Genomic DNA, 20,373 nt, shown 5'->3' on the forward strand with positions numbered 1-20,373 from the left:
CAGGATGGACGGCGTGGCGGACGAGGTGACCGGCGGAGACGCGACGGTGCTGGCGGATTTCGGCGCGGCGACCCGGGAGTGGTTCACCGCCGCCTTCGCGGCGCCCACCGCCGCCCAGGCCGGCGCGTGGCGGTCGGTCGCCGCCGGGCGCAACGCCCTGGTCGTGGCCCCGACCGGCTCGGGCAAGACCCTGGCCGCGTTCCTCTGGTCGCTGGACCAGCTGGCCAAGGCACCGCCGCCGGCCGAGGCGCGGCAGCGCTGCCGGGTGCTCTACGTCAGCCCGCTCAAGGCCCTCGCCGTCGACGTGGAGCGCAACCTGCGCGCCCCGCTCGCCGGCATCCGGCAGGCGGCCACCCGACTCGGTCTCGCCCCGCCGGAGATCACCGTCGGCATGCGCACCGGCGACACGCCGGCCGACGAGCGGCGGGCCTTCGCGCGTACCCCACCGGACATCCTCATCACCACGCCGGAGTCGCTGTTCCTGCTGCTCACCTCCGCCGCCCGGGACTCGCTACGCGGGGTCCGCACGGTCATCGTCGACGAGGTGCACGCGGTCGCCGGCACCAAGCGTGGCGCCCACCTGGTGCTCTCGCTGGAACGCCTCGACGCGCTGCTGGAGGCGCCCGCGCAGCGGATCGGCCTGTCCGCCACCGTACGGCCGGTCGACGGCTGCGCCCGCTTCCTCGGCGGGGCCCGCCCGGTCGACGTGGTGCAGCCGGTCAGCCGCAAGACCATCGAGGTCAGCGTCCAGGTGCCGGTGGAGGACATGACCCGCCTCGACGAGCAGGAGCCGCCGGAGGACGACCTCGGCGGCCTCGGCCCGCGCCGGGCGTCGATCTGGCCGGCCGTCGAGGAACGGGTCTTCGCGCTGATCCGGTCGCACCGGTCGACCATCGTCTTCACCAACTCCCGCCGCAGCGCCGAGCGGCTCTGCGCGCGCCTCAACGAGCTGGCCGCCGAGGAACTGGAGGCAGCGTCCGCCCTGGACGGCAGCCGCGTGGCGCAGGGCGGCGGGCCGGTGGGCGTATCCGATCCGTCGGCGTCGGGCGACGAGCCGGCGGGCGGCGACGTCGGCCCGGCGGACGGACCCGGCCCGGAGCTCGGCGACGGACCGGCACGGCGGCGCGGCGCGGACGCGTGGGGTGGCCCGGCTGGGCCGCCACGCGCGCCACGGCAGCCGGCCGAGGTGATGGCGCAGTCCGGGGCGGCGGCCGGCGCGCCACCGGTGATCGCCCGCGCCCACCACGGCAGCGTCTCCCGCGAGGAACGCCGACACATCGAGGAGGCGCTGAAGTCCGGGCAGCTCCCCGCCGTCGTCGCCACCTCCAGCCTGGAGCTCGGCATCGACATGGGCGCGGTCGACCTGGTGGTGCAGATCGAGGCGCCGCCGAGCGTCGCCGCCGGCCTGCAACGGGTCGGCCGGGCCGGGCACCAGGTCGGTGCGGTCTCCCGGGGCGTCGTCTTCCCCAAGCACCGCGGCGACCTGCTCTCCTGCACCGTGGTCGCCGAGCGGATGGGGCAGGGCGCGATCGAGGAGCTGCACTACCCGCGCAACCCGCTCGACGTGCTGGCCCAGCAGATCGTGGCGATGGTGGCGCTGGAGCCGTGGCGGCTGGGCGACCTCGCCGTGCTGGTCCGCCGGGCGGCCCCGTTCGCCGAGCTGCCCGACTCGGCGCTGCACGCGGTGCTCGACATGCTGTCCGGGCGCTACCCGTCGACCGCCTTCGCCGAGCTGCGTCCCCGGCTGGTCTGGGACCGGGCCACCGACGTACTCACCGGCCGGCCCGGCGCGCAGCGGCTCGCGGTGACCAGCGGCGGCACCATCCCCGACCGGGGGCTGTTCGGGGTCTTCCTGGCCGGCGCCGAGCGGGCCGCCCGGGTGGGCGAGCTGGACGAGGAGATGGTCTACGAGTCGCGGGTCGGCGACGTCTTCCTGCTCGGCTCGTCGTCCTGGCGGATCGAGGAGATCACCCCCGACCGGGTGCTGGTCTCGCCCGCCCCCGGGCAGGCGGCCCGGATGCCGTTCTGGAAGGGCGACCAGCTCGGCCGCCCGGTCGAGCTGGGCCGCGCCATCGGCGCCCGGGTCCGCGCGCTGTTGCGGTCCGGCGACTCCGAAGCCGTCGCCGCGCTGCGGGCCGGCGGGCTGGACGACTGGGCGGCCGGCAACCTGATGGCCTATCTGCGGGAGCAGCGGGAGGCCACCCGCGCCCTGCCCGACGACCGGACGGTGGTGGTCGAGCGGTTCCGCGACGAGCTGGGCGACTGGCGGCTGGCGGTGCACTCGGTGCTCGGCGCCCGGGTCAACGGCCCCTGGGCGCTGGCCATCGGCCGCCGCCTCGCCGAGCGGTACGGGGTGGACGCCCAGGCGATGCCCTCAGACGACGGCATCGTGGTGCGGCTGCCGGACACCGCCGACGAGCCACCCGGCGCCGACGTGGTGGTCTTCGAACCCGACGAGATCGCCCAGCTGGTCGAGGAGTCCGTCGGCACCTCGGCGCTGTTCGCGTCCCGGTTCCGCGAGTGCGCGGCCCGGTCGCTGCTGCTGCCCCGCCGCGACCCCCGCCGCCGGCAGCCGCTGTGGCAGCAGCGGCAGCGGGCCGCCCAGCTCCTCGACGTGGCCCGCGAGTACGCCGACTTCCCGGTCACCCTGGAGGCCGCCCGGGAGTGCCTGCAGGACGTCTTCGACCAGCCGGCCCTGGCCGAGCTGATGCGCGACCTGGCCGCCCGGAAGGTACGCCTGGTCGAGGTGGAGTCCGAGCGCCCGTCCCCGTTCGCCCGTTCGCTGCTCTTCGGCTACGTCGGCGCGTTCCTCTACGAGGGCGACGCCCCCCTGGCCGAGCGCCGGGCCGCCGCGCTCGCCCTCGACTCCGGGCTGCTCGGCGAGCTGCTCGGCCGGGTCGACCTGCGCGAGCTGCTCGACCCGGCGGTGCTCGCCGAGACCGAACGGCAGCTGCGCTGGCGCACCGAGCAGCGCCGCCCCCGCGACGCCGAGGACGTGGTCGAGCTGCTCCGGGTGGTCGGCGACCTGAGCGAGGCCGAGCTGGCCGAGCGGGGCGTGCCGGCCGGCTGGCTGGCCGAGCTGGCGGCGGCCCGCCGGGTGCTGCGGGTCCGGATCGCCGGCGAGGAACGCTGGGTGGGCGTGGAGGACGCGGCCCGGCTGCGGGACGCGCTCGGCGTGGCGCTGCCGGTCGGGGTGGCCGAGGCGTACCTGGCGCCGGTGGCCGACCCGCTCGGCGACCTGGTCGCCCGGTACACGCGCACCCACGGCCCGTTCGCTGCGGCCACCTGCGCCGCCCGGTTCGGGCTCGGGGTGTTCGTGGTCGAGCAGACGCTGCGCCGACTCGCCGCCACCGGGCGGGTGGTCTCCGGCGAGTTCGCCCCGGACAGCGTCGGCACCCAGTGGTGCGACGCCGAGGTGCTGCGGTTGCTGCGGCGACGGTCGCTCGCCGCGCTGCGCCGGGAGATCGAGCCGGTGCCGCCGCGGGCCCTCGCCGCGTTCCTGCCCCGCTGGCAGCAGGTCGGCTCGTCGACGCGGGGCGTGGAGGCGGTCGCCGCCACCGTCGAGCAGCTCCAGGGAGCGGCGGTGCCGGCGTCCGCGCTGGAACGCCTGGTGCTGCCCGCCCGGGTGGCCGACTACTCCCCCGCCCAGCTCGACGAGCTGTGCGCCAGCGGCGAGGTGGTGTGGGCCGGGTCCGGGGCGATCTCCGGCGGCGACGGCTGGGTCACCCTGGCGTACGCCGACGTCGCGCCGCTGCTGCTCCCGCCGCCGGACGAGGCGCTGGCGCTGACCCCGCCGCACGAGGCCGTGCTCGACGCGCTCGCCGACGGGCAGGCGCTCTTCTTCCGCTCGCTCGCCGACCGGGTCGGGTCGACCGACGACGCCGCCCTGGCCGCCGCGATCTGGGACCTGGTCTGGGCCGGGCACCTGACCAACGACACCCTCGCCCCGCTGCGGACGGTGCTCGGCGGGGGCGGGGCGCACCGGTCCCGGCCGTCCGCCCCGCGCACCCGCTACCGCCGGCCGGGCCGGGTGGCGCTGCCCAGCCGCGGCGGCCCGCCCACCGTCGCCGGTCGCTGGTCCCGGCTGCCCGAGCGGGACCTCGACCCGACCCGCCGGGCCGCCGCCCTCGCCGACCTGCTGCTCGAACGGCACGGCGTGGTCACCCGGGGCGCGGTCATGGCCGAGCAGGTCACCGGTGGCTTCGCCGCGGTCTACCCGGTGCTGTCCGCACTGGAGGAGCGCGGGGCGGCCCGCCGGGGCTACTTCGTCGAAGGGCTGGGCGCGGCCCAGTTCGCGGTGCCCGGGGCGGTGGACCGGATCCGCGCCCTGGCCGACGACGTCCGGGGCGCGGGCGGGCCGACCGTGGTGCTGGCCGCCACCGACCCGGCGAACCCGTACGGGGCAGCGCTGCCCTGGCCGGAACGGGTGATCGACTCCGGCGACGGCGCGGCCCCGGCCACCGGGCACCGGGCCGGGCGCAAGGCCGGCGCCCTGGTCGTGCTGGTCGGCGGCGACCTGGTGCTCTACGTGGAGCGGGGCGGGCGGACCCTCCTGTCGTTCACCGATGACACCGACGCGCTCGCCGCGGCCGGCAAGGCACTCGCGGACGCGGTGCACTCCGGCGCCCTCGGCGCCATCTCGGTCGAACGCGCCGACGGTGAGGCGGTGCACGCCTCGCCGCTGCGCGACGCGCTGACCGCCGCCGGCTTCCGGCCCACCCCGCGTGGCCTGCGCCTACGCGGCTGACCGGAGGGGGCGAGCCCCGGTCGGTAGGGTGGCCGGCAGACGACGAGGGAGGACGGTCCGATGACCGCGATCCAGATACGACCCGCAGAGCCATCCGACCAGCCGGACGTGGCGGTGCTGCACCACCGCGAGTGGGGCGGCCCGTACGTGGTGGTCCACGACACCCAGTACGACCTGCGGGAGCTGCCGACGCTGGTGGCGGTGGACGACGCGGGCGAGCTGGCTGGCGCCCTGGTCTACCGGCTCGCCGACGACGGGCTGGAGGTGGTGAGTCTGGTGGCCGTCGACCCCGGCCTGGGCGCCGGCAACGCCCTGCTGACCGCTGCCGAAGGGGCCGCGCTGGACGCCGGGGCGGGCCGGCTCTGGCTGGTCACCACCAACGACAACCTCACCGCGCTGCGCTTCTATCAGCGACGAGGGCTGCGGATCGTGGCGGTCGACGTGGGCGCGGTCGACCGGGCGCGCGCGATCAAGCCGGCCATCCCGTACGTCGGCGAGGACGACATCCCGCTGCACGACGAACTGGTCCTGGAACGCCGGCTGGCGCCGACGCAACCTGGCCGACCTGCCGCCGGATAGCCTTCCCGCATGGCCCGGACCGCCTGGATCTCGCTGACCACCGACTACGGTCTCGCCGACGGGTTCGTGGCAGCGTGTCACGGCGTCCTCGCCCGGCTCGCCCCGTCCGCCCGGGTGATCGATGTGACCCACCTGGTGCCGCCGGCGGACGTCCGCAGGGGTGCGGCGGTGCTCGCGCAGACCGTGCCGTACCTGCCGGTGGGGGTGCACGTCGGAGTGGTCGACCCGGGCGTCGGGACCAGCCGGCGGGGCATCGGGCTCGCCACCCCGGGCGGCCTGCTCGTCGGGCCGGACAACGGGCTGCTGCTGGACGCCGCCGAGGCCCTGGGCGGGATCACCGAAGCGGTGGAGCTGACCAACCCGGCATGGCTGGCACCGGCGGTCTCCCGCACCTTCCACGGCCGGGACGTGTTCGCGCCGGTCGCCGCCCGGCTGGCGCTCGGCGCACCGCTGGCCGAGGCCGGTCCGGCAGTGGAGCCGGCGACGCTGGTCCGGCTGCCCGCACCGGTGATCCGCACCGAGCCGGACGGGTTCGCCGCCGAGGTCCTCACCGTCGACCACTTCGGCAACGTCCAGCTCGCCGCCCCCGCCGGCCTCCTCGACGGGTTCCCTGAGCAGGTCCGGGTAGTCGGCCCGGCCGACCGACAACTCCACCTCGGCGCGTCTGACGCCACGCCGCGACCTGAGGCCGTCGGTGAGGCCGTCGGTGGAGCCGTCGCGGTGCGCGGGGGCACCTTCGACGACGCCCCGGCCGGAGAGCTGGTGGTGTACGCGGACTCGGCCGGCCTGGTCGCCGTCGCGGTCAACACCGGCCGGGCGGCCGACCGACTCGGCGTACGCCCCGGGGACGTGCTGACGGTGACCCGGGGCTGAACCGGTCGGGCCGGGTCGCGGCCGGCTGCGGCCCGGTCGGGCTCGGATGTGGCCCGGTTGCCGCCCGTCGGGCCTGGTCGGGCCCGGCGGCCCGGTCCGACCGGGGTGCGGCCCGCACGGGCGAGGCAGGATGGACGGGTGCCCGAAGGTGACACCGTCTGGAACACCGCCCGCGTCCTGCAGCGGGCGCTGGCCGGTGCCCGGCTCACTGGCTCCGAATTCCGGGTGCCGCAGCTCGCCACGACCGACCTGGCCGGCTGGGCCGTCCGCGAGTCGGCCAGCCGGGGCAAGCACCTGCTGCTCCGGCTCACCGCGTCGGACGGGCACGTCGACGGCCGGCGGGACTGGACCCTGCACTCGCACCTGCGGATGGACGGCGCCTGGCGGGCGTACGCCCCGGGCGAGCGGTGGGCGGCCCGGCCGGCGCACCTGATCCGGGCGGTGCTCCGCTCCCCCGGCGCGGTCGCGGTCGGCTACCACCTGCACGAGCTGGCGCTGGTCCCGACCGCCGAGGAGGAGTCGCTGGTCGGCCACCTCGGGCCGGACCTGCTCGGCCCGGACTGGGATCCGGACGAGGCGGTCCACCGGCTGGCCGCCCACCCGGACGAGACCATCGGCGAGGCGCTGCTGGACCAGCGCAACCTGGCCGGGATGGGCAACATCTACACGTGCGAGGCGCTCTTCCTGCGCGGGATCTCGCCGTGGACGCCGGTCGGCGCGGTACCCGACCTGGCCGGCATGGTCGCCCTCGCGCGGCGGCTGCTCGCGGCGAACCGGGGCCGCTGGACGCGGAGCACCACCGGTTCGCTGCACCGGGGGCAGACCAGCTACGTGTACGGCCGCCGGGCCCAGCCCTGCCGGCGCTGCGGCACCGCCATCCGCAAGGGGGAGTTGGGCGAACGGGTCACCTACTGGTGCCCGGCCTGCCAGCCGGACCGCCGCTGACGGGGTTTGCTTTGGCCTCGCCGCCGACTCGGTCGGGCTGGTCGCGTCGGCGGTCAACACCAGCCGCGCCATTGCGAGGGGCAGCGCGTTCTCAGGGCCGCTCAGGGCCCTTTTCGGGGCCGTTCTCGAGGTTCGGATGGTCGGGCCCCAGTGGGCCCTTCCGCCTGACCCACAACATGAACCGGTCGTACATCACGTTGCCGTCGGGCGGGTTGGCCGGAGTGAGCCGGCGCAGGTCTTCCGCAGCTTGAGTCAACTGTTGGGCCATGTAGACACCAAGGGCGGCGAGGTTCCGCCGGTACTCGATGCCGAGGAGCATCCGGGCCGACGGGCACGGCCAGTCCATGTCCCCGCAGACACGGCACTTCCACCCTGGCCGGCGGGGCAGGTGAGGCAGGTGGGGCATCCGGTGGTGGGTGGCCGGCGCTCCGTTGGCGGGCCACCTCGCGGCACCGACGTGCTTGCGTACGTACGGACGGACGATCGGGCCTTGTTCCTCGCTGCGGCTCATCCCCCCATCGTGCTCCCGCTGTTAGCGATCGTCAACCCCGATCGGCGTTACCAATCGCCGATCAAGCGCCGATACCTACCGTCAACATGTGGTTGAGTTCGTGGGGATCGCTGAGATTCGGGAGATGCTTGGAGGCGTCAGCCGCGCCCGTGCATCCGTGATCGCCAGCCGACGCGACTTCCCTCCCCCGTATCAGGTGCTCAAGATGGGCCAGATATGGCGGAGGTCTGACGTAGAGAAGTGGATTAGAGAGCACCGGCCAGACCTGGCCACAGACTGACAGTGGGCCGAACGCCGCGAGCAGTCCACTTTGTAGGCTGGCCGCTCGTGCACATCGAGCCCGGGTCGGGCGTCACGGTCGACGGCGTCGCTCGGCTCCATACGACATGGGGGTAGGCGGTCTCGTGCGATTCAGCAGGAGCCGGCTCGGCGCGCTCGCGCTGACCACGGCCTTGACGATGACGGGATGCGGGGCCCTGGGCGGCCCCGACCGGCACGAAGGCGCGAAGGCCACGGCCGGCGCCGCGCCCGAGGGCGCCGCGGACCTCGGCGCGGTGGTCGCCACCCGCGACGTCCAGATCAGCAAGAGCAGGAACCTCTTCTCGGTGCATGTCGAGCTGTACGAACTGCGGCGGCGGGACGGGTTCGTCACGGTCAACGTCAAGATGACCCGCACCGACCAGGGCACGGGGAACGACGACTGGCAGGTCAGCGACACCTTCGAGGGCGACACCATCTCGCTCACCTTCGCCGGGGTGACCCTGGTGGACCGGAAGAACCGCAAGCGGTACCTGGTCGCGAGAGTGGACCCGAACACCACCCCGGACGGGAAGGACAGCCAGTACCTCGCCTCGACCAATCTCTCCAAGCTGTTCGTGAAGCCCGACCAGTCCATCTGGCTGTACGCCACCTTCGGTGCCCCGCCGGACGACGTCTCCGCCGTCGACGTGGTCATCCCTCAGGTCCCGGTGTTCGAGAATGTCCCGCTCGGCTGAGCGGGTGGCGGCGCTGGCCGTCGCCCTCGTCCTCGTCGTACCGGCCGGTGAGGCGGTGGCCGCGCAGTCGATGTCCCCGACGCCGGGACCGATGATTGTGCCCGGGCCGACCATCGCCCCCGGTGCGAACGTGGTCCGCCCGGCGCTGGACATCACTGCCTCCCCGCTGGACATCCTCGTCCCGGTCGAGGACCTGGCCGACGGCAGCATCACCGCCGAGTCCGGCTCGCGGGTCGAGCTGACGCTCGCCGCCGACGTCCTGTTCGCCTTCGGCAAGGCCGAGCTGTCCCCGGCCGCCCGGGCCCGGCTGGCCGGGATCGCCGAGCAGCTCCGTACGCAGGCCAAGGGCACCGTCCAGGTCGACGGCCACACCGACTCGGTCGGCGACGAGCAGAGCAACCTCACGCTGTCCCGGCGGCGGGCGGAGGCGGTCCGGGCCGAGCTGGCCCGGCTGCTCGGCGCCGCTCCGGTCCGCTTCGAGGTGCACGGCTTCGGCAAGGCGCGCCCGGTGGCGCCGAACCAGGTGGACGGCCGGGACAACCCGGCGGGCCGGGCCCGGAACCGGCGGGTGGAGATCCGTTTCGACCGGTGATGCCCGGCGACGGCCCGTGGAAGTTCCACGAACCGGCAAGATCCCCCAAGATACGGACGATTGGGTACTTCCCTCCTCGCCCCTGACGTCGCATGCTGCGGTTGACCGCTCACCGATCGTCAGCGGTGCGTACGCCCGGCACTCCAGGGTGGCGGCGGGCGCGCCTTGATCCGGGGGGAGAGCCATGGCCCTGTTCCGCAGATTCCGGTCGGGCTGGGCGGACCGCGCCGTCCGGACCGACGAGGACCACGCGCCGACCGTGCCCGCCGCCCGGGTCACCGAGGAGGAGACCGGGCCGACACCGGCCAGCCTCGACCCGGCCGCGGTGCCCCGCTGCTTCGGCCCGGTGCCGAACTTCGCCGGCAGCCCGCTGCCGGTGCTCGACCGGGCCGGCCGGCCGGTGCCCGGCACCGGCATCCGCAAGTTCGTGGACGCGCTCCCGCTGCCCGACGCATTCCGCAACTCCGGCTCGGCTGACGGCCATAATTCGGCCACCGCGCCGCCGGGCGGCAATCCGGACCGGATGAAGACCGGGTGGCCATACAATTCGGCCACCGCACCGCCAGGCGGCAATCCGGACCGGATGAAGACCGGGTGGCCATACAATTCGGCCACCGCACCGCCAGGCGGCGCTCCGGACCGAATGAAGGCCGGTCTGGCGCCGCGCCGGTTCGACAACTTCAGTTCGGCGCGTCTGGCGTCGCGCAGCGACCTGAAGCCGTCGCTGGAGCCGTCGCCGGTCACCGCCGGGCTGGGCGCCCGGCTGCCGGTTGCGGTGCCGGACACCATCACCTGGCCGGGCTGCGACTACTACGAGATCGGTTTGCAGGAGTACGCCCAGCGCCTGCACCGGGATCTGCCGGCCACCCGGCTGCGCGGCTACCGCCAGCTCAACCTGGGCACCGACCCGTCCGGGCACAACACCGTCAGCCCGCCGGACCGGCCCTGGCACCTCGGGCCGGTGATCATGGCACGCCGTGGTCGGCCGGTCCGGATCAAGTTCATCAACCAGCTGCCCACCGGCCGGGCCGGGGAGCTCTTCCTGCCCGTGGACGAGACCCTCGACGGGGCCGGCATCGGGCCGCTGGACGGGCCGGCGCCGTACCCGCAGAACCGGGCGGTGCCGCACCTCGCCGGGGCGCAGACCGCGTGGATCAGCGCCGGCAACCCCTGGCAGTGGGTCACCCCGGCCGGCGAGATCACCCTGTACCCGATCGGGGTGGGGGTGACGCCGGTGCCGGACATGCCGCCGCCGGGCGTCGGAGCCACCACCCTCTACTTCCCGAACGAGCAGAGCGGCCGGCTGATGTGGCTGCACGACAACAGCCTCGGTCTGTCCCGGCTCACCGTCTATTCCGGGCAGCTCGCTCTCTACCTGCTCACCGATCCCGCCGAGGAACGGCTGGTCGACGATTGTGTGCTCCCCGCCGACCAGCTGCCGCTGGTGATCCAGGACAAGACCTTCGTGCCGGACGACGCCCAACTGGCCGCGCAGGACCCGACCTGGGACCGGGACCGTTGGGGCGCCAAGGGCAGCCTCTGGCACCCGCACGTCTACCAGCCCCGGCAGAACCCGTACGGCAGCACCGGCACCAACCCGACCGGGCGCTGGGACTACGGGCCGTGGACGCACGACCCGGACGGCGTGGGCAGCCCGTGGGTCCCCCCGGTGCCGAACCCGCACCACGATCCGGTGGCCGAGCCGGACGAGCCGCCGCTGGCGCCGAACGTGCCGCACCCGTCGGCCGTCCCCGAGGCGTACGGGGACACCCCGCTGGTGAACGGGGTGGCCTATCCGTACCTGGAGGTGGCGCCGAAGGCGTACCGGTTCCGGATCCTCAACGCGTGCGCGGACCGCAGTCTCAACCTCCAGCTCTACCGGGCCGGGTCGGACGGGCGGATGTGGACCGAGGACGGGAGCCTGGCCGACCCGCACGCCGGGGAGGTGCCGATGGTCGAGGCGGTACGGGCGGCCGGACGGCCGGCGTGCTGGCCCACGGACGGGCGCGACGGCGGGGTGCCGGATCCCGCGGCCGCCGGCCCGGAGCTGATCCGGATCGGCAACGAGTCCGGTCTGCTGCCCGCCCCGGTGGTCCTGGCGAACCGGCCGATCGGCTACCGGTACGACCGGCAGGACCCGACCGTGCTCAACGTGGACGGGCACGCCCTGCTGCTGGCCCCCGGCGAGCGGGCCGACGTGGTGGTGGACTTCGCCACGGTCCCCCCGGGCAGCACCCTGATCCTCTACAACGACTGCCCCGCCCCGCTGCCCCGGTTCGACCCGCGATACGACCACCACACCGGCGCCCCCGACCGCACCGCGACCGGCGGGCTCCCCGCCGCCCGGCCCGGATACGGCCCGAACACCCGGACCCTGCTCCAGTTCCGGGTGGTCGGCACCCCGGCGGAGCCGTACGACCTGGCCCGGCTCGCCGCCCGCCTGCCCGAGGCGTACGCGGAAAGCCAGCGACCGCCGATCGTGCCGCAACCGGCGTACGACGCGGCCTTCGGCACCCGCACGGCCCGGGAGACGGTGGTCCCGGCGCGGGCCACCTCGGTCACCTTCACTCCGGCCGGCGCGGCCGCCCCGGTGACCCTGCCGCTGTCGGTCAAGTCGGTCGGGCAGGTCTTCGAAGCCCGGCACGGCCGGGCGGTGGGCCGGCTCGGTGTCGGCCACCCGAACGCCGGCCCGCTCACCTCGGCCACCCTGCCACTCGGGCCGGTCGACCCGGCCACCGAGGTGCTGTACGCGGCCGACCCCACCGCGCCGGTCGGCGGACCGGCCGACGGCACCCAGCTCTGGCGGATCGTCGGGGACGCCCCGCGTACCCATCCGGTGCACGTCGAGGGCTGCGACGTGCAACTGGTCAACCGGGTCGGCTGGGACGGCACCGTCCGCCCACCGGACCCGGACGAGCTGGGCTGGAAGGAGACCGTCCGGGTCAACCCGCGGGAGGACGTGATCGTGGCGCTACGCCCGGTCCCGCCCAGCCTGCCGTTCAAGATCGGCGACAGCGTACGGCTGCTCGACCCGTCCCGGCCGGCCGGCATCCGGCTCGACGCCAGCCCGGTCAGCCCGATCGACGGGCGGCCGGCGGCGGTGGTCAACCAGCTGGTGAACCTGGGCTGGGAGTACCGCTGGCAGACCCACGCGGCGGGGCTGCGCGACCAGGGGATGAGCCGGCCCCTGGTGCTGCGGGTCGCGCCGGCGGCGCCGACCGGGCTGACCGCCACCCCGGCGCCCGGCTCGGCCACCGCGCTACCGGCCATCGCGCTGGCCTGGACCGGCCACGGCAGCCGGCCCCCGGCCACGAGTCACCTGCTGCAACGGGCCACCGACGCGGCCTTCACCAGAGGGCTCACCGAGATCACCGTGGCCGCCACCGCCACCCGGTACACGGACGCGACGGTGACGCCGGGGGTCACCTACCACTATCGGATCCGCGCGGAGAACACGGTGAGCTGCTCGGCCTGGTCGAACAGCGTCCCGGCGTCGGTGCAGCTCACCTCCCCGGCGAAGCTGACCGCGGCGGTGCCGCCGGCCGCGCCGCTGCGCGTCGCGCTGTGCTGGGCCAACCGCTCCTTCGCCACCGGGGTGGACGTGCAGCGGGCCACCAACCCGACGTTCACCAGCGGGCCGGGTACCACCGCCATCGCGGTCGGCGACGCGCACGTCGACCCGGCGGTCGCCCCGGACACCACCTACTACTACCGGGTCCGCACCACGTACCTTGGTGCGGCGTCACCCTGGTCGACGGTCGCCACGGTGACCACCCCGCCCCGGCCGGGGCTGCCCACCGGGGTGAGCGCCACCGCGACCGCGCCCGCACCGGACACCGCCACGGTGATCCTGAGCTGGTCCGCCAGTACGCCCGCCGGGCCGGGCTCCGGGTTCGTGGTACAGCGGGCCGCCGACCCCGGGTTCGGCCACGAGCTGGCCACCTTCACCGTCACCGGCCGGGGGTTCACCAACACCGGGCTGACCCGGGGCGTCACCTACCACTACCGGATCCGCTCGTTCAACGTCGTCGGCACCTCCCCCTGGACCGCCCCCATCCCCATCACCACCCCCACCTAGCCCTCTTGATCAAGGAGTTTGCGTCAAGAATTCGCGCGAGCCCGACGCAAACTCCTTGATCAACCCTGCGCGGTGGGGGTGGGGGTCTGGAGGGGGGTGGTGGGGGTGCGAAGTTCGGCCAGGGCGGCGGCCACGCCGTGCAGCAGGTCGGTGGCCTCGGTGAGGCGGGCGGCGGCCGGGTGTTCGGTGCTCGGGCGGGCGTCCTCGGCCACGTAGCTGGCGGCTGCCACCACCAGTCGCTCGTACGCCGACACGCCGCTCTCCAGCTGGGCGGCCAGGGTGGCGTGCACCCCGGCGAGCGGCCCGCGCGGGGCGAGGCTGAGGGCACGTTCAACGCTGGCCACCCGGTTGGCCAGGTCGCGCAGGGAGCGGTCGGCCTCGGCCGCCTCGCGGACCGCCGGCTCGGCCGGCCCGTTGAGCCGGTCGGACATCCCGGCCAGGGTCAGCGCCGCCCGGTCGAGCCGAGCCCAGGCCGGCGCCGCCGTGGTGCCGCGCAGCGCGAGGCGGGTGCGGACCCGGCGTACCTCGGCGAGGACGCCGGGACCGACGGGCAGCCGCTCGACGGCGGCGACCAGCCGGGCGCGGGAGCGGGCGGCGGCCTCGACCGGGTCGAGGGCCGGCGGTGCCGGCGTGGCCGCGAGGGCCCGCAGGTCGGCCCAGCGCCAGGCGGCGACGGCGATCGCGCTGCCCGCGGCGCCGGCCCAGATCGCGTCCGGCAGGCCGATCCCGGCGTACGGGGTCAGCACCGCCGTCGCGCCGCCGAGCCCGCCGGCCAGGACGCTCCACCGGCGGGCGGAGCGCCGCAGCCGGCGCAGTTGACGGAAGTGTCGGGCCCGTTCGTCCGCCATCGCACTTTTCCCGTCTAGCTGGTGGTGCTCTCCCCGGTGCCGCGCTCCCGGCTCAGGCTGGCCCGGATCTCGTCCAGCCGAGCCGCGGCGGCCGGGTCGGCGGCGGGCGTGGGCTGCGCCTGCCCCACCGCCGGGTGCTCCTGCCGGCCGGAGAGCTGCTCGCCGGCCATGCTCGACCGGATCTGTTCCAGTCTCGCCGACCCGGCCGAGTCGAGCGTCGACTTCTGGATCTCCAGCATCCGGCCCTCGACCGAGTTGCCGGCCAGCTCGGCCCGCCCCATCGCGGTGGCGTACCGGCGCTCGATCCGGTCCCGGACCTCGTCCAGCGAGGGGGTGGTGCCGGGCGCGGTGAGCGAGGACATGGACTCCAGCGAATGGGCCACGCTCTCCTGCATCTTGGCCTGCTCGAGCTGGCTGAGCAGCTTGGTCCGCTCGGCCAGCTTCTGCTGGAGGATCATGGAGTTGTTCTCGACCGCCTTGCGGGCCTGGGCGGCCGCACCGAGCGCCTGGTCGTGCAGCGTCTTCAGGTCCTCGGTGGCCTGCTCGGCGGAGACCAGCTGGGTGGCGAGGAGCTGGGCGGACTGCTCGTACCGCCCCGCCTCAGCCTCCTCGCTGCGGGCCCGCGCCTGGTCGGCCAGCACCAGTGCCTGCCGGGCGTTCGCCTGGAGCTGCTCGACCTCGGACATCTGCCGGGACAGCTTCATCTCGAGCTGGCGCTGGTTGCCGATCACCGCGGCCGCCTGTTGGACCAGCGCCTGGTGCTGCCGCTGGGCCTCCTCGATGGCCTGCTGGATCTGCACCTTCGGGTCGGCGTGCTCATCGATCTTCGAGCCGAAGAGCGCCATCAGGTACTTCCAACCCTTGACGAACGGGTTCGCCATCTCCGCGTTGTCCCCTCATTAGCGTCGCGCCGCCCTCACCAGCCCGGGCGGAGTCGACCGGCGGGCCGTGCGGTGTGCCTCCATGGTTCCAGGCGGATGCCAGCCCGGCACCCCGACGAGCCTGATCAACAGTACGCGTCGGGTGCCACCGGCGGCTATGGCGCGGCCGAGCGGGTCAGGCGGCGCAGACCACGTCCCGATCCGCGGAGCGGACCCGAGTGCTGCGCAGCGTGGCCTTGAGCGGCGAATCCTGGCGAACCTGGACGGCCACCGATCCGTCGGAGGATACCTGGCGGACGTTCCGGCTGGTCGCCGTGCGGACGGCCGGCGAAGCCACCGGCGTCGGCTCGTCGGCTACCGGGACCAGCACCCCCGGCATCTGCTCGGCCAGGGCGACCGTGTCGCTGACGTCGCGTAGCAGCTCGGAGAGGCGGGCGCCGAGCGCGTCGCAGATCGCCGCCAGCAGCTCGCTGGAGGGCTCCTTCTGGCCGCGCTCGATCTCGGAGAGGTAACCGAGGCTCACGTTGGCGGCGGAGGAGACTTCGCGGAGGGTGCGGTGCTGCCCCTGCCGGCGCGCCCGCAGGGCGTCACCGATCACCCGGCGTAGCAGGACCATCGCACCTCCCCCTGACGGGACCACTATCTCCGGGCCGGCCGTGCCGCGTCGGGCGCGGCGGACCGCTCCCGGCGCCGACGCCGTCCGCCGAAGCCTTTCCGCCACGGTACCCGGTGGCTGCCCGCGCGACATCCCGCCCCGCCCCTCCAATTGCCCGGATCCGGCCCGCCGGCCGGAGCGAACCGCCCATCGCGGGCGGGCCCGCGGTCGGGCGCGTCGCCGGGTGACTCACCGGCGGCCCGCTCCGGCCCGGTCGGCGTCGTCCGGCCCGGCGGCCACGTCGATGGCCTGGATCCGGTCGGTCAGCAACCGCAGCGCCTCGATCACCGCGGCCGACCGGATGTGGTCGCGGCCACCGTCGAGGTCGAGCCGGCTCACCCGGGTGCCGCCGGGACCGGCGACGGCGACGTACACCAGGCCGACCGGCTTGCCGTCCTGTGGTTCCGGCCCGGCCACGCCGGTGGTGGCCAGCCCCCAGTCGGCGCCGCAGCGGCGCCGCCCGCCCTCGGCGAGCGCGGCGGCCACGTCCGGGTCGACCGGTCCGCGCTCGGCCAGCAGATCCTCCGGTACGCCCGCAAGCTGCGACTTGAGCTCGGTGGCGTAGACCACCAGGCCGCCCCGGTAGACGCCGCTCACACCGGCGATCTCCACGATCGAGGCGGAGAGCAGCCCGCCGGTGAGGGACTCGACGGTCGCCAGGGTCTCGTGTCGCAGCGACAGGCGGTGCACCACTCCCGCCGCCGGGCTGCCGACGGGCCGCTCGTGTCTGGCATCCGTTCCCATGCCGATCCTCACTCCCCGCTGCCGCCGGCCCCGCTCATCCTGCCGGGGCGGCGCAGGCGGAGGGCCTGGGCGATGTAGTCGAAGCCGGTCAGCACGGTGACGACGACCGCGGCGCCCATGATCCACGGGCCGACGACGGCCGCCGCGGCGGGCATCGGCCAGAGGTACCAGGTGATGGCGAGGATCTGGAGCGCCGTCTTGACCTTGCCGCCCCGGCTGGCCGCGATCACCCCGTGCCGGATCACCCAGAACCGCAGCGCGGTGATGCCCAGCTCGCGCAGGAGGATCACCGCGGTCACCCACCAGGGCAGCCGGTCGTACCAGGAGAGCAGCACCAGGGCGGCGCCGGTGAGCGCCTTGTCGGCGATCGGGTCGGCGACCTTGCCGAGCGAGGTCACCAGCGCGAACCGGCGGGCGATCCAGCCGTCCACGAGGTCGGTCGCCGAGGCGAACACGAAGATCAGGCAGGCGGTCATCCGCCAGCCCGCATGGGTCATCCCGGAGGCGACCACCGAGGCGGCGAAGACCGGCACGAGCACCAGCCGCAGCGCGGTCAACACGTTCGCCGCGTTGAGCAGCGGAACCGGGGACGCCACCGTCGATTCCGCCCCGGTCATCCCCGCACCCCGCTCCGGCCGCCGTGGCGTACCTCGCACCGCACCACGTGGCTCCCCCGCTCCGCTCGGGCCCGTCGTCACCGTGCCGCGCCGGGCGCCGCCGAGATCATCTCATCCGGCACGGCGACCAGGTCGACGCCCTCGGTCGCGGTGACCGTGGCCCGGACCAGGTCGCCGGGGCGCAGCGCGGCGAGGTCGACCCCGCCGCCCTCTGGTAGGACCAGAGTGGTCGAGCCGTCCACCTCGGGCGCCTGGTGGGCCGCCCGGCCCTCGACCACGCCGTCGGCGACCGAGTCGACCAGCACCTCGACCGTCGAGCCGACGCGCTCCTCGGCCCGCTGCGAGCAGAGCTCGTCGGCAAGCGCGCTGAGCTTGTCGTACCGCCGCTTGATCGTGGCGGCGGAGACCTTGCCCGGCAGGCCGGCGGCCTCGGTGCCGTCCTCGTCGCTGTAGTCGAACACGCCGATCGCGTCGAGCCGCGCTTCGGTCAGGAACCGGACCAGCTCGTTGACGTCCTGCCGGGTCTCACCCGGGAAACCCACGATGAAGTTGCTCCGGGCGCCCGCCTCGGGGGCCGACGCGCGGGCGGAGGCCAGCAGCTCCAGGAACCGGTCGGTCGAGCCGAAACGGCGCATCCGGCGCAGCACCGGCTCGCTGGAGTGCTGGAACGACAGGTCGAAATAGGGTGCCACGCCCGGCGTGGTGGCGATCACCTCGACCAGGCCGGGCCGGGTCTCGGCGGGCTGGAGGTAACTGGCCCGCACCCGGACGATCCCGTCGATCGCGGCGAGCTGCGGCAGCAGCTTCTCCAGCGCCCGGGGGTCACCCAGGTCCTTGCCGTACGAGGTGGAGTTCTCGCTGACCAGCACCAGCTCGCGGACGCCGGTCTTGGCCAGCCACTCCGCCTCGGCGAGCAGCTCGTCCGGGGTACGCGAGACGAACGCGCCGCGGAACGCCGGGATGGCGCAGAACGCGCAGCGCCGGTCGCAGCCGCTGGCCAGCTTGAGCGAGGCGACCGGGCCGGTGTCGAGCCGGTGCCGCAGCACCTGCCGCAGGTGGGCCGGGGTGCGCTCGTCCGTCTCGGTGGCCACCCGGGCCGGGGTGCCGTGGCCGGGCAACGACACCGCGGCGTCCCGCCGCTTGACCGGGGTGAGCGGCAGCAGCTCCCGACGGTCCCGCGGGGTGTGCGCGTCCAGCGCCTCCCCGGCGACCACCGCGTCCAGCCGGGCGGCGATGTCCGGATAGTCGTCGAAGCTGAGCACCGCCTGCGCCTCGGGCAGGCTCTCGGCCAACTCCCGGCCGTACCGCTCGGCCATGCAGCCGGCGGCGACCACCTTGGCGCCGGTGTCGGCGGCGGCGAGCAGCGTCTGGATCGAGTCGTGCTTGGCCTTCTCCACGAAGCCGCAGGTGTTCACGACCACCACGTCGGCACCCTCGCCGTCGGTGGTCACCTGCCACCCGTCGGCGTGCAGCCGGGCGGCCAACTCCTCCGAGTCGACCTCGTTACGGGCGCAACCCAGGGTCAGCAGGGCGACGCGGCGGCCAGCGGCATCGTCGGCAGGGGAGGTGGCAGACACCATCCGAGGGTACCGGGCCGCGCAGGTGGAGCCGCGAGGGCGGGCCGCCGCATCGACCGCCTCGCCGGCTGCCACTCCGGCCCGGGCCGCCTCGCCGGGCGGGCGCCGCGAGTTGCGGCATATCGCGGTCTCCGCGGGCCGAGAGACCCCAACTTGCCGCATCTAGCGCCGTGGCCGGACCGGGGGCGGGGCTGGGCGGGCAGCGGCGGGGCCGGGCGGGGGCGAGGGCCGGGCGGGGGGCCGCCGCGCGGACCACCGGTCAGCGGGCCGCCGCGCCCACCCGGGCCAGGCGGTCGAGCAGGAAGACCTCCGTGCCGGCCAGGCCGGTGGAGCAGAAGACCGAGATCTGGTCCGCGCCGGTCCGGCCGGGGACCGCCCCCGCCAGCACCGCGCCCAGGTCGCGCAGCCGCCCGGCGTACGGTTCGACGGCGGTGAGCATCGGCGGGACGTACGCGGCGGCCTGCGCCGGCGAGTCGGTGACCAGCACGTCGGCAGCGTCCAGCAGGTCGGTGCCGAACTCGTGCCGGTCGACCTGCTTGAAGCCGACCGTGTTGACGTGGGTACCCGGGGCGAGGTCGCGGGCGTCGAGCACCGGCGTGGTGCTGGTGGTGGCGAGCACCACCACGTCCCGCTCGCGGACCGCCTCGACGGCCGAGCCGACCGCGCGGGCCGGCACGCCCAGCTCGGCACGGACCCGGGCGGCGAACGCCTCCCGGCGGGCCGCCGACCGGCTGTGCACGGCCACCTCACGCAGCGGACGGACCGCCGCGGCCGCCCAGACCTGGGTCCACGCCTGGCGTCCGGAGCCGACCACACCGAGGGTGGCCGCGTCGGGGCGCGCGAGGGCGTCGACGGCCACGCCGCCCAGTCCTCCGGTACGCCGGGAGCCGAGCTCCTCGCCGACCGCGATCGCCCGCACCGCCCCGCTCCGCGCCTCGTGCAGCACGACCAACTGCCCACTCTCCGGGAGCCCGAAGGTGTCGTAGGACCGGAAGCCGTACCACTCACCGGTGAGGTGGCCGGCGGTGAGCACCATCCGACCCCCGCCCAGCGGGGCGGACGCCCGGGGCGGGGCGACCAACCGGCCCTCGTACGCGGCCAGCACGGCGTCCCGCATGGCGGCCACGGTGAACGGGGCATCCAGGGCGGCGACGTCCCCGTCGGAGTAGAGCAAGGTCATGACGACCATGGTGCAACTTCAAGTTGACATCAGCTCCAGCCATGGTGGCCTTTGTCACCGAGTCGGTCGGCCGCCGGCGTCGGTGCTACCGTCGGCTGCGGCGGCACTGCCGCCCCGGACGAGTGGTGGGCGTACCCGGTCAGGCCAAGACGCCCCGCGTGAGAGACCACCCGTCCCGGCCCTGGCTGCCGGGCCCATCCCGCAGAGGTGACCGTCATGGCCTGGACCGTGCTGGTGTTTTCCGGGCTGCTGGAGACCGTGTGGGCGATCGCCCTCGATCGCAGCGCCGGCTTCAGCCGCCCCCTCCCCTCCCTCGTCTTCGTCGTCTCACTGGTGGCGAGCATGGCCGGCCTGGCGTACGCGCTGCGCGACATTCCGGTCGGCACCGGCTACGCGGTCTGGGTGGGGATCGGGGCGGTCGGCACCGCGCTGGTCGGCATGCTCGCGCTGGACGAGCCGGCGACCCTGCCCCGGATCGCCTGCCTGCTGCTGGTGGTCGCCGGCGTGGTCGGCCTCAAACTCTTCCAGTGACGCCCCGCTGTCCAATTCGG

Annotated in this window: 16 protein-coding genes and 1 riboswitch; of the genes, 8 read left to right on the forward strand and 8 right to left on the reverse strand. The window is 75.0% G+C overall.

What is annotated here, in order from left to right; genetic code table 11:
• The first annotated feature begins 4 nt into the window (after window positions 1-4).
• The 4 genes from ACNAW0_RS06020 (at window position 5) to ACNAW0_RS06035 (ending at window position 7,144) form a co-directional block, all read left to right on the forward strand.
• The gene (locus tag ACNAW0_RS06020) at window positions 5-4,747 is read left to right on the forward strand and encodes a DEAD/DEAH box helicase (RefSeq protein ID WP_416286706.1); all 4,743 of its coding nucleotides are present in this window, start codon (window positions 5-7) and stop codon (window positions 4,745-4,747) included.
• A gap of 60 nt (window positions 4,748-4,807) precedes the next feature.
• On the forward strand, window positions 4,808-5,326 hold the full coding sequence (locus tag ACNAW0_RS06025) for a GNAT family N-acetyltransferase (protein ID WP_416286707.1): 519 nt from the start codon (window positions 4,808-4,810) through the stop codon (window positions 5,324-5,326).
• Between the two features lie 9 nt (window positions 5,327-5,335).
• Window positions 5,336-6,199 carry an SAM hydrolase/SAM-dependent halogenase family protein gene (locus ACNAW0_RS06030; RefSeq protein ID WP_416286708.1) on the forward strand — a complete coding sequence of 288 codons (864 nt, stop codon included), beginning with the start codon at window positions 5,336-5,338 and terminating at the stop codon, window positions 6,197-6,199.
• Window positions 6,200-6,337: 138 nt separating this feature from the next.
• Window positions 6,338-7,144 carry a DNA-formamidopyrimidine glycosylase family protein gene (locus tag ACNAW0_RS06035; protein ID WP_416286709.1) on the forward strand — a complete coding sequence of 269 codons (807 nt, stop codon included), beginning with the start codon at window positions 6,338-6,340 and terminating at the stop codon, window positions 7,142-7,144.
• Window positions 7,145-7,235: 91 nt separating this feature from the next.
• Here the strand turns inward: ACNAW0_RS06035 and ACNAW0_RS06040 are convergent, their stop codons facing one another.
• Complete coding sequence (locus ACNAW0_RS06040) at window positions 7,236-7,655, reverse strand: hypothetical protein (RefSeq protein WP_416286710.1); 420 nt, start codon at window positions 7,653-7,655, stop codon at window positions 7,236-7,238.
• A gap of 404 nt (window positions 7,656-8,059) precedes the next feature.
• On the opposite strand from ACNAW0_RS06040, the gene ACNAW0_RS06045 reads away from it, so the two are divergent.
• From ACNAW0_RS06045 to ACNAW0_RS06055, 3 genes are all read left to right on the forward strand, one after another.
• Window positions 8,060-8,650, forward strand: a complete 591-nt coding sequence (locus ACNAW0_RS06045; protein WP_416286711.1) for a hypothetical protein — start codon at window positions 8,060-8,062, stop codon at window positions 8,648-8,650.
• Window positions 8,634-9,242 carry an OmpA family protein gene (locus ACNAW0_RS06050; RefSeq protein WP_416286712.1) on the forward strand — a complete coding sequence of 203 codons (609 nt, stop codon included), beginning with the start codon at window positions 8,634-8,636 and terminating at the stop codon, window positions 9,240-9,242. Before ACNAW0_RS06045 ends, ACNAW0_RS06050 begins: the two co-directional genes overlap by 17 nt.
• 259 nt (window positions 9,243-9,501) lie before the next feature.
• Window positions 9,502-13,320 (forward strand): fibronectin type III domain-containing protein, encoded by a 3,819-nt coding sequence (locus tag ACNAW0_RS06055; RefSeq protein WP_416286794.1) that lies wholly within the window; start codon window positions 9,502-9,504, stop codon window positions 13,318-13,320.
• A 59-nt stretch (window positions 13,321-13,379) separates the two neighbouring features.
• Here the strand turns inward: ACNAW0_RS06055 and pspM are convergent, their stop codons facing one another.
• From pspM to ACNAW0_RS06090, 7 genes are all read right to left on the reverse strand, one after another.
• Complete coding sequence (gene pspM / locus ACNAW0_RS06060) at window positions 13,380-14,168, reverse strand: phage shock envelope stress response protein PspM (RefSeq protein ID WP_416286713.1); 789 nt, start codon at window positions 14,166-14,168, stop codon at window positions 13,380-13,382.
• A 14-nt stretch (window positions 14,169-14,182) separates the two neighbouring features.
• Window positions 14,183-15,049, reverse strand: coding sequence for a PspA/IM30 family protein (locus ACNAW0_RS06065; RefSeq protein WP_416286714.1), 867 nt, complete (start codon window positions 15,047-15,049; stop codon window positions 14,183-14,185).
• Window positions 15,050-15,224: 175 nt separating this feature from the next.
• Window positions 15,225-15,665 (reverse strand): helix-turn-helix domain-containing protein, encoded by a 441-nt coding sequence (locus ACNAW0_RS06070; protein ID WP_416286715.1) that lies wholly within the window; start codon window positions 15,663-15,665, stop codon window positions 15,225-15,227.
• 228 nt (window positions 15,666-15,893) lie between these two features.
• Window positions 15,894-16,448 (reverse strand): CinA family protein, encoded by a 555-nt coding sequence (locus ACNAW0_RS06075; RefSeq protein WP_416286716.1) that lies wholly within the window; start codon window positions 16,446-16,448, stop codon window positions 15,894-15,896.
• Between the two features lie 8 nt (window positions 16,449-16,456).
• The gene (gene pgsA, locus ACNAW0_RS06080; protein ID WP_416286717.1) at window positions 16,457-17,065 is read right to left on the reverse strand and encodes a CDP-diacylglycerol--glycerol-3-phosphate 3-phosphatidyltransferase; all 609 of its coding nucleotides are present in this window, start codon (window positions 17,063-17,065) and stop codon (window positions 16,457-16,459) included.
• Window positions 17,066-17,142: 77 nt separating this feature from the next.
• Window positions 17,143-18,645: a 30S ribosomal protein S12 methylthiotransferase RimO gene (rimO, locus tag ACNAW0_RS06085; RefSeq protein WP_416286718.1), complete on the reverse strand. Its 1,503-nt coding sequence runs from the start codon at window positions 18,643-18,645 to the stop codon at window positions 17,143-17,145.
• Window positions 18,646-18,901: 256 nt separating this feature from the next.
• Complete coding sequence (locus ACNAW0_RS06090) at window positions 18,902-19,822, reverse strand: ornithine cyclodeaminase family protein (RefSeq protein ID WP_416286719.1); 921 nt, start codon at window positions 19,820-19,822, stop codon at window positions 18,902-18,904.
• A 94-nt stretch (window positions 19,823-19,916) separates the two neighbouring features.
• Window positions 19,917-19,981: riboswitch (guanidine-III (ykkC-III) riboswitch) on the forward strand.
• A 57-nt stretch (window positions 19,982-20,038) separates the two neighbouring features.
• On the opposite strand from ACNAW0_RS06090, the gene ACNAW0_RS06095 reads away from it, so the two are divergent.
• Window positions 20,039-20,353: a DMT family transporter gene (locus tag ACNAW0_RS06095; protein WP_416286720.1), complete on the forward strand. Its 315-nt coding sequence runs from the start codon at window positions 20,039-20,041 to the stop codon at window positions 20,351-20,353.
• The last annotated feature ends 20 nt before the right edge of the window (window positions 20,354-20,373 follow it).

The sequence above is a fragment of the Micromonospora sp. SL1-18 genome, assembly GCF_047921505.1.
Lineage (GTDB): Bacteria > Actinomycetota > Actinomycetes > Mycobacteriales > Micromonosporaceae > Micromonospora.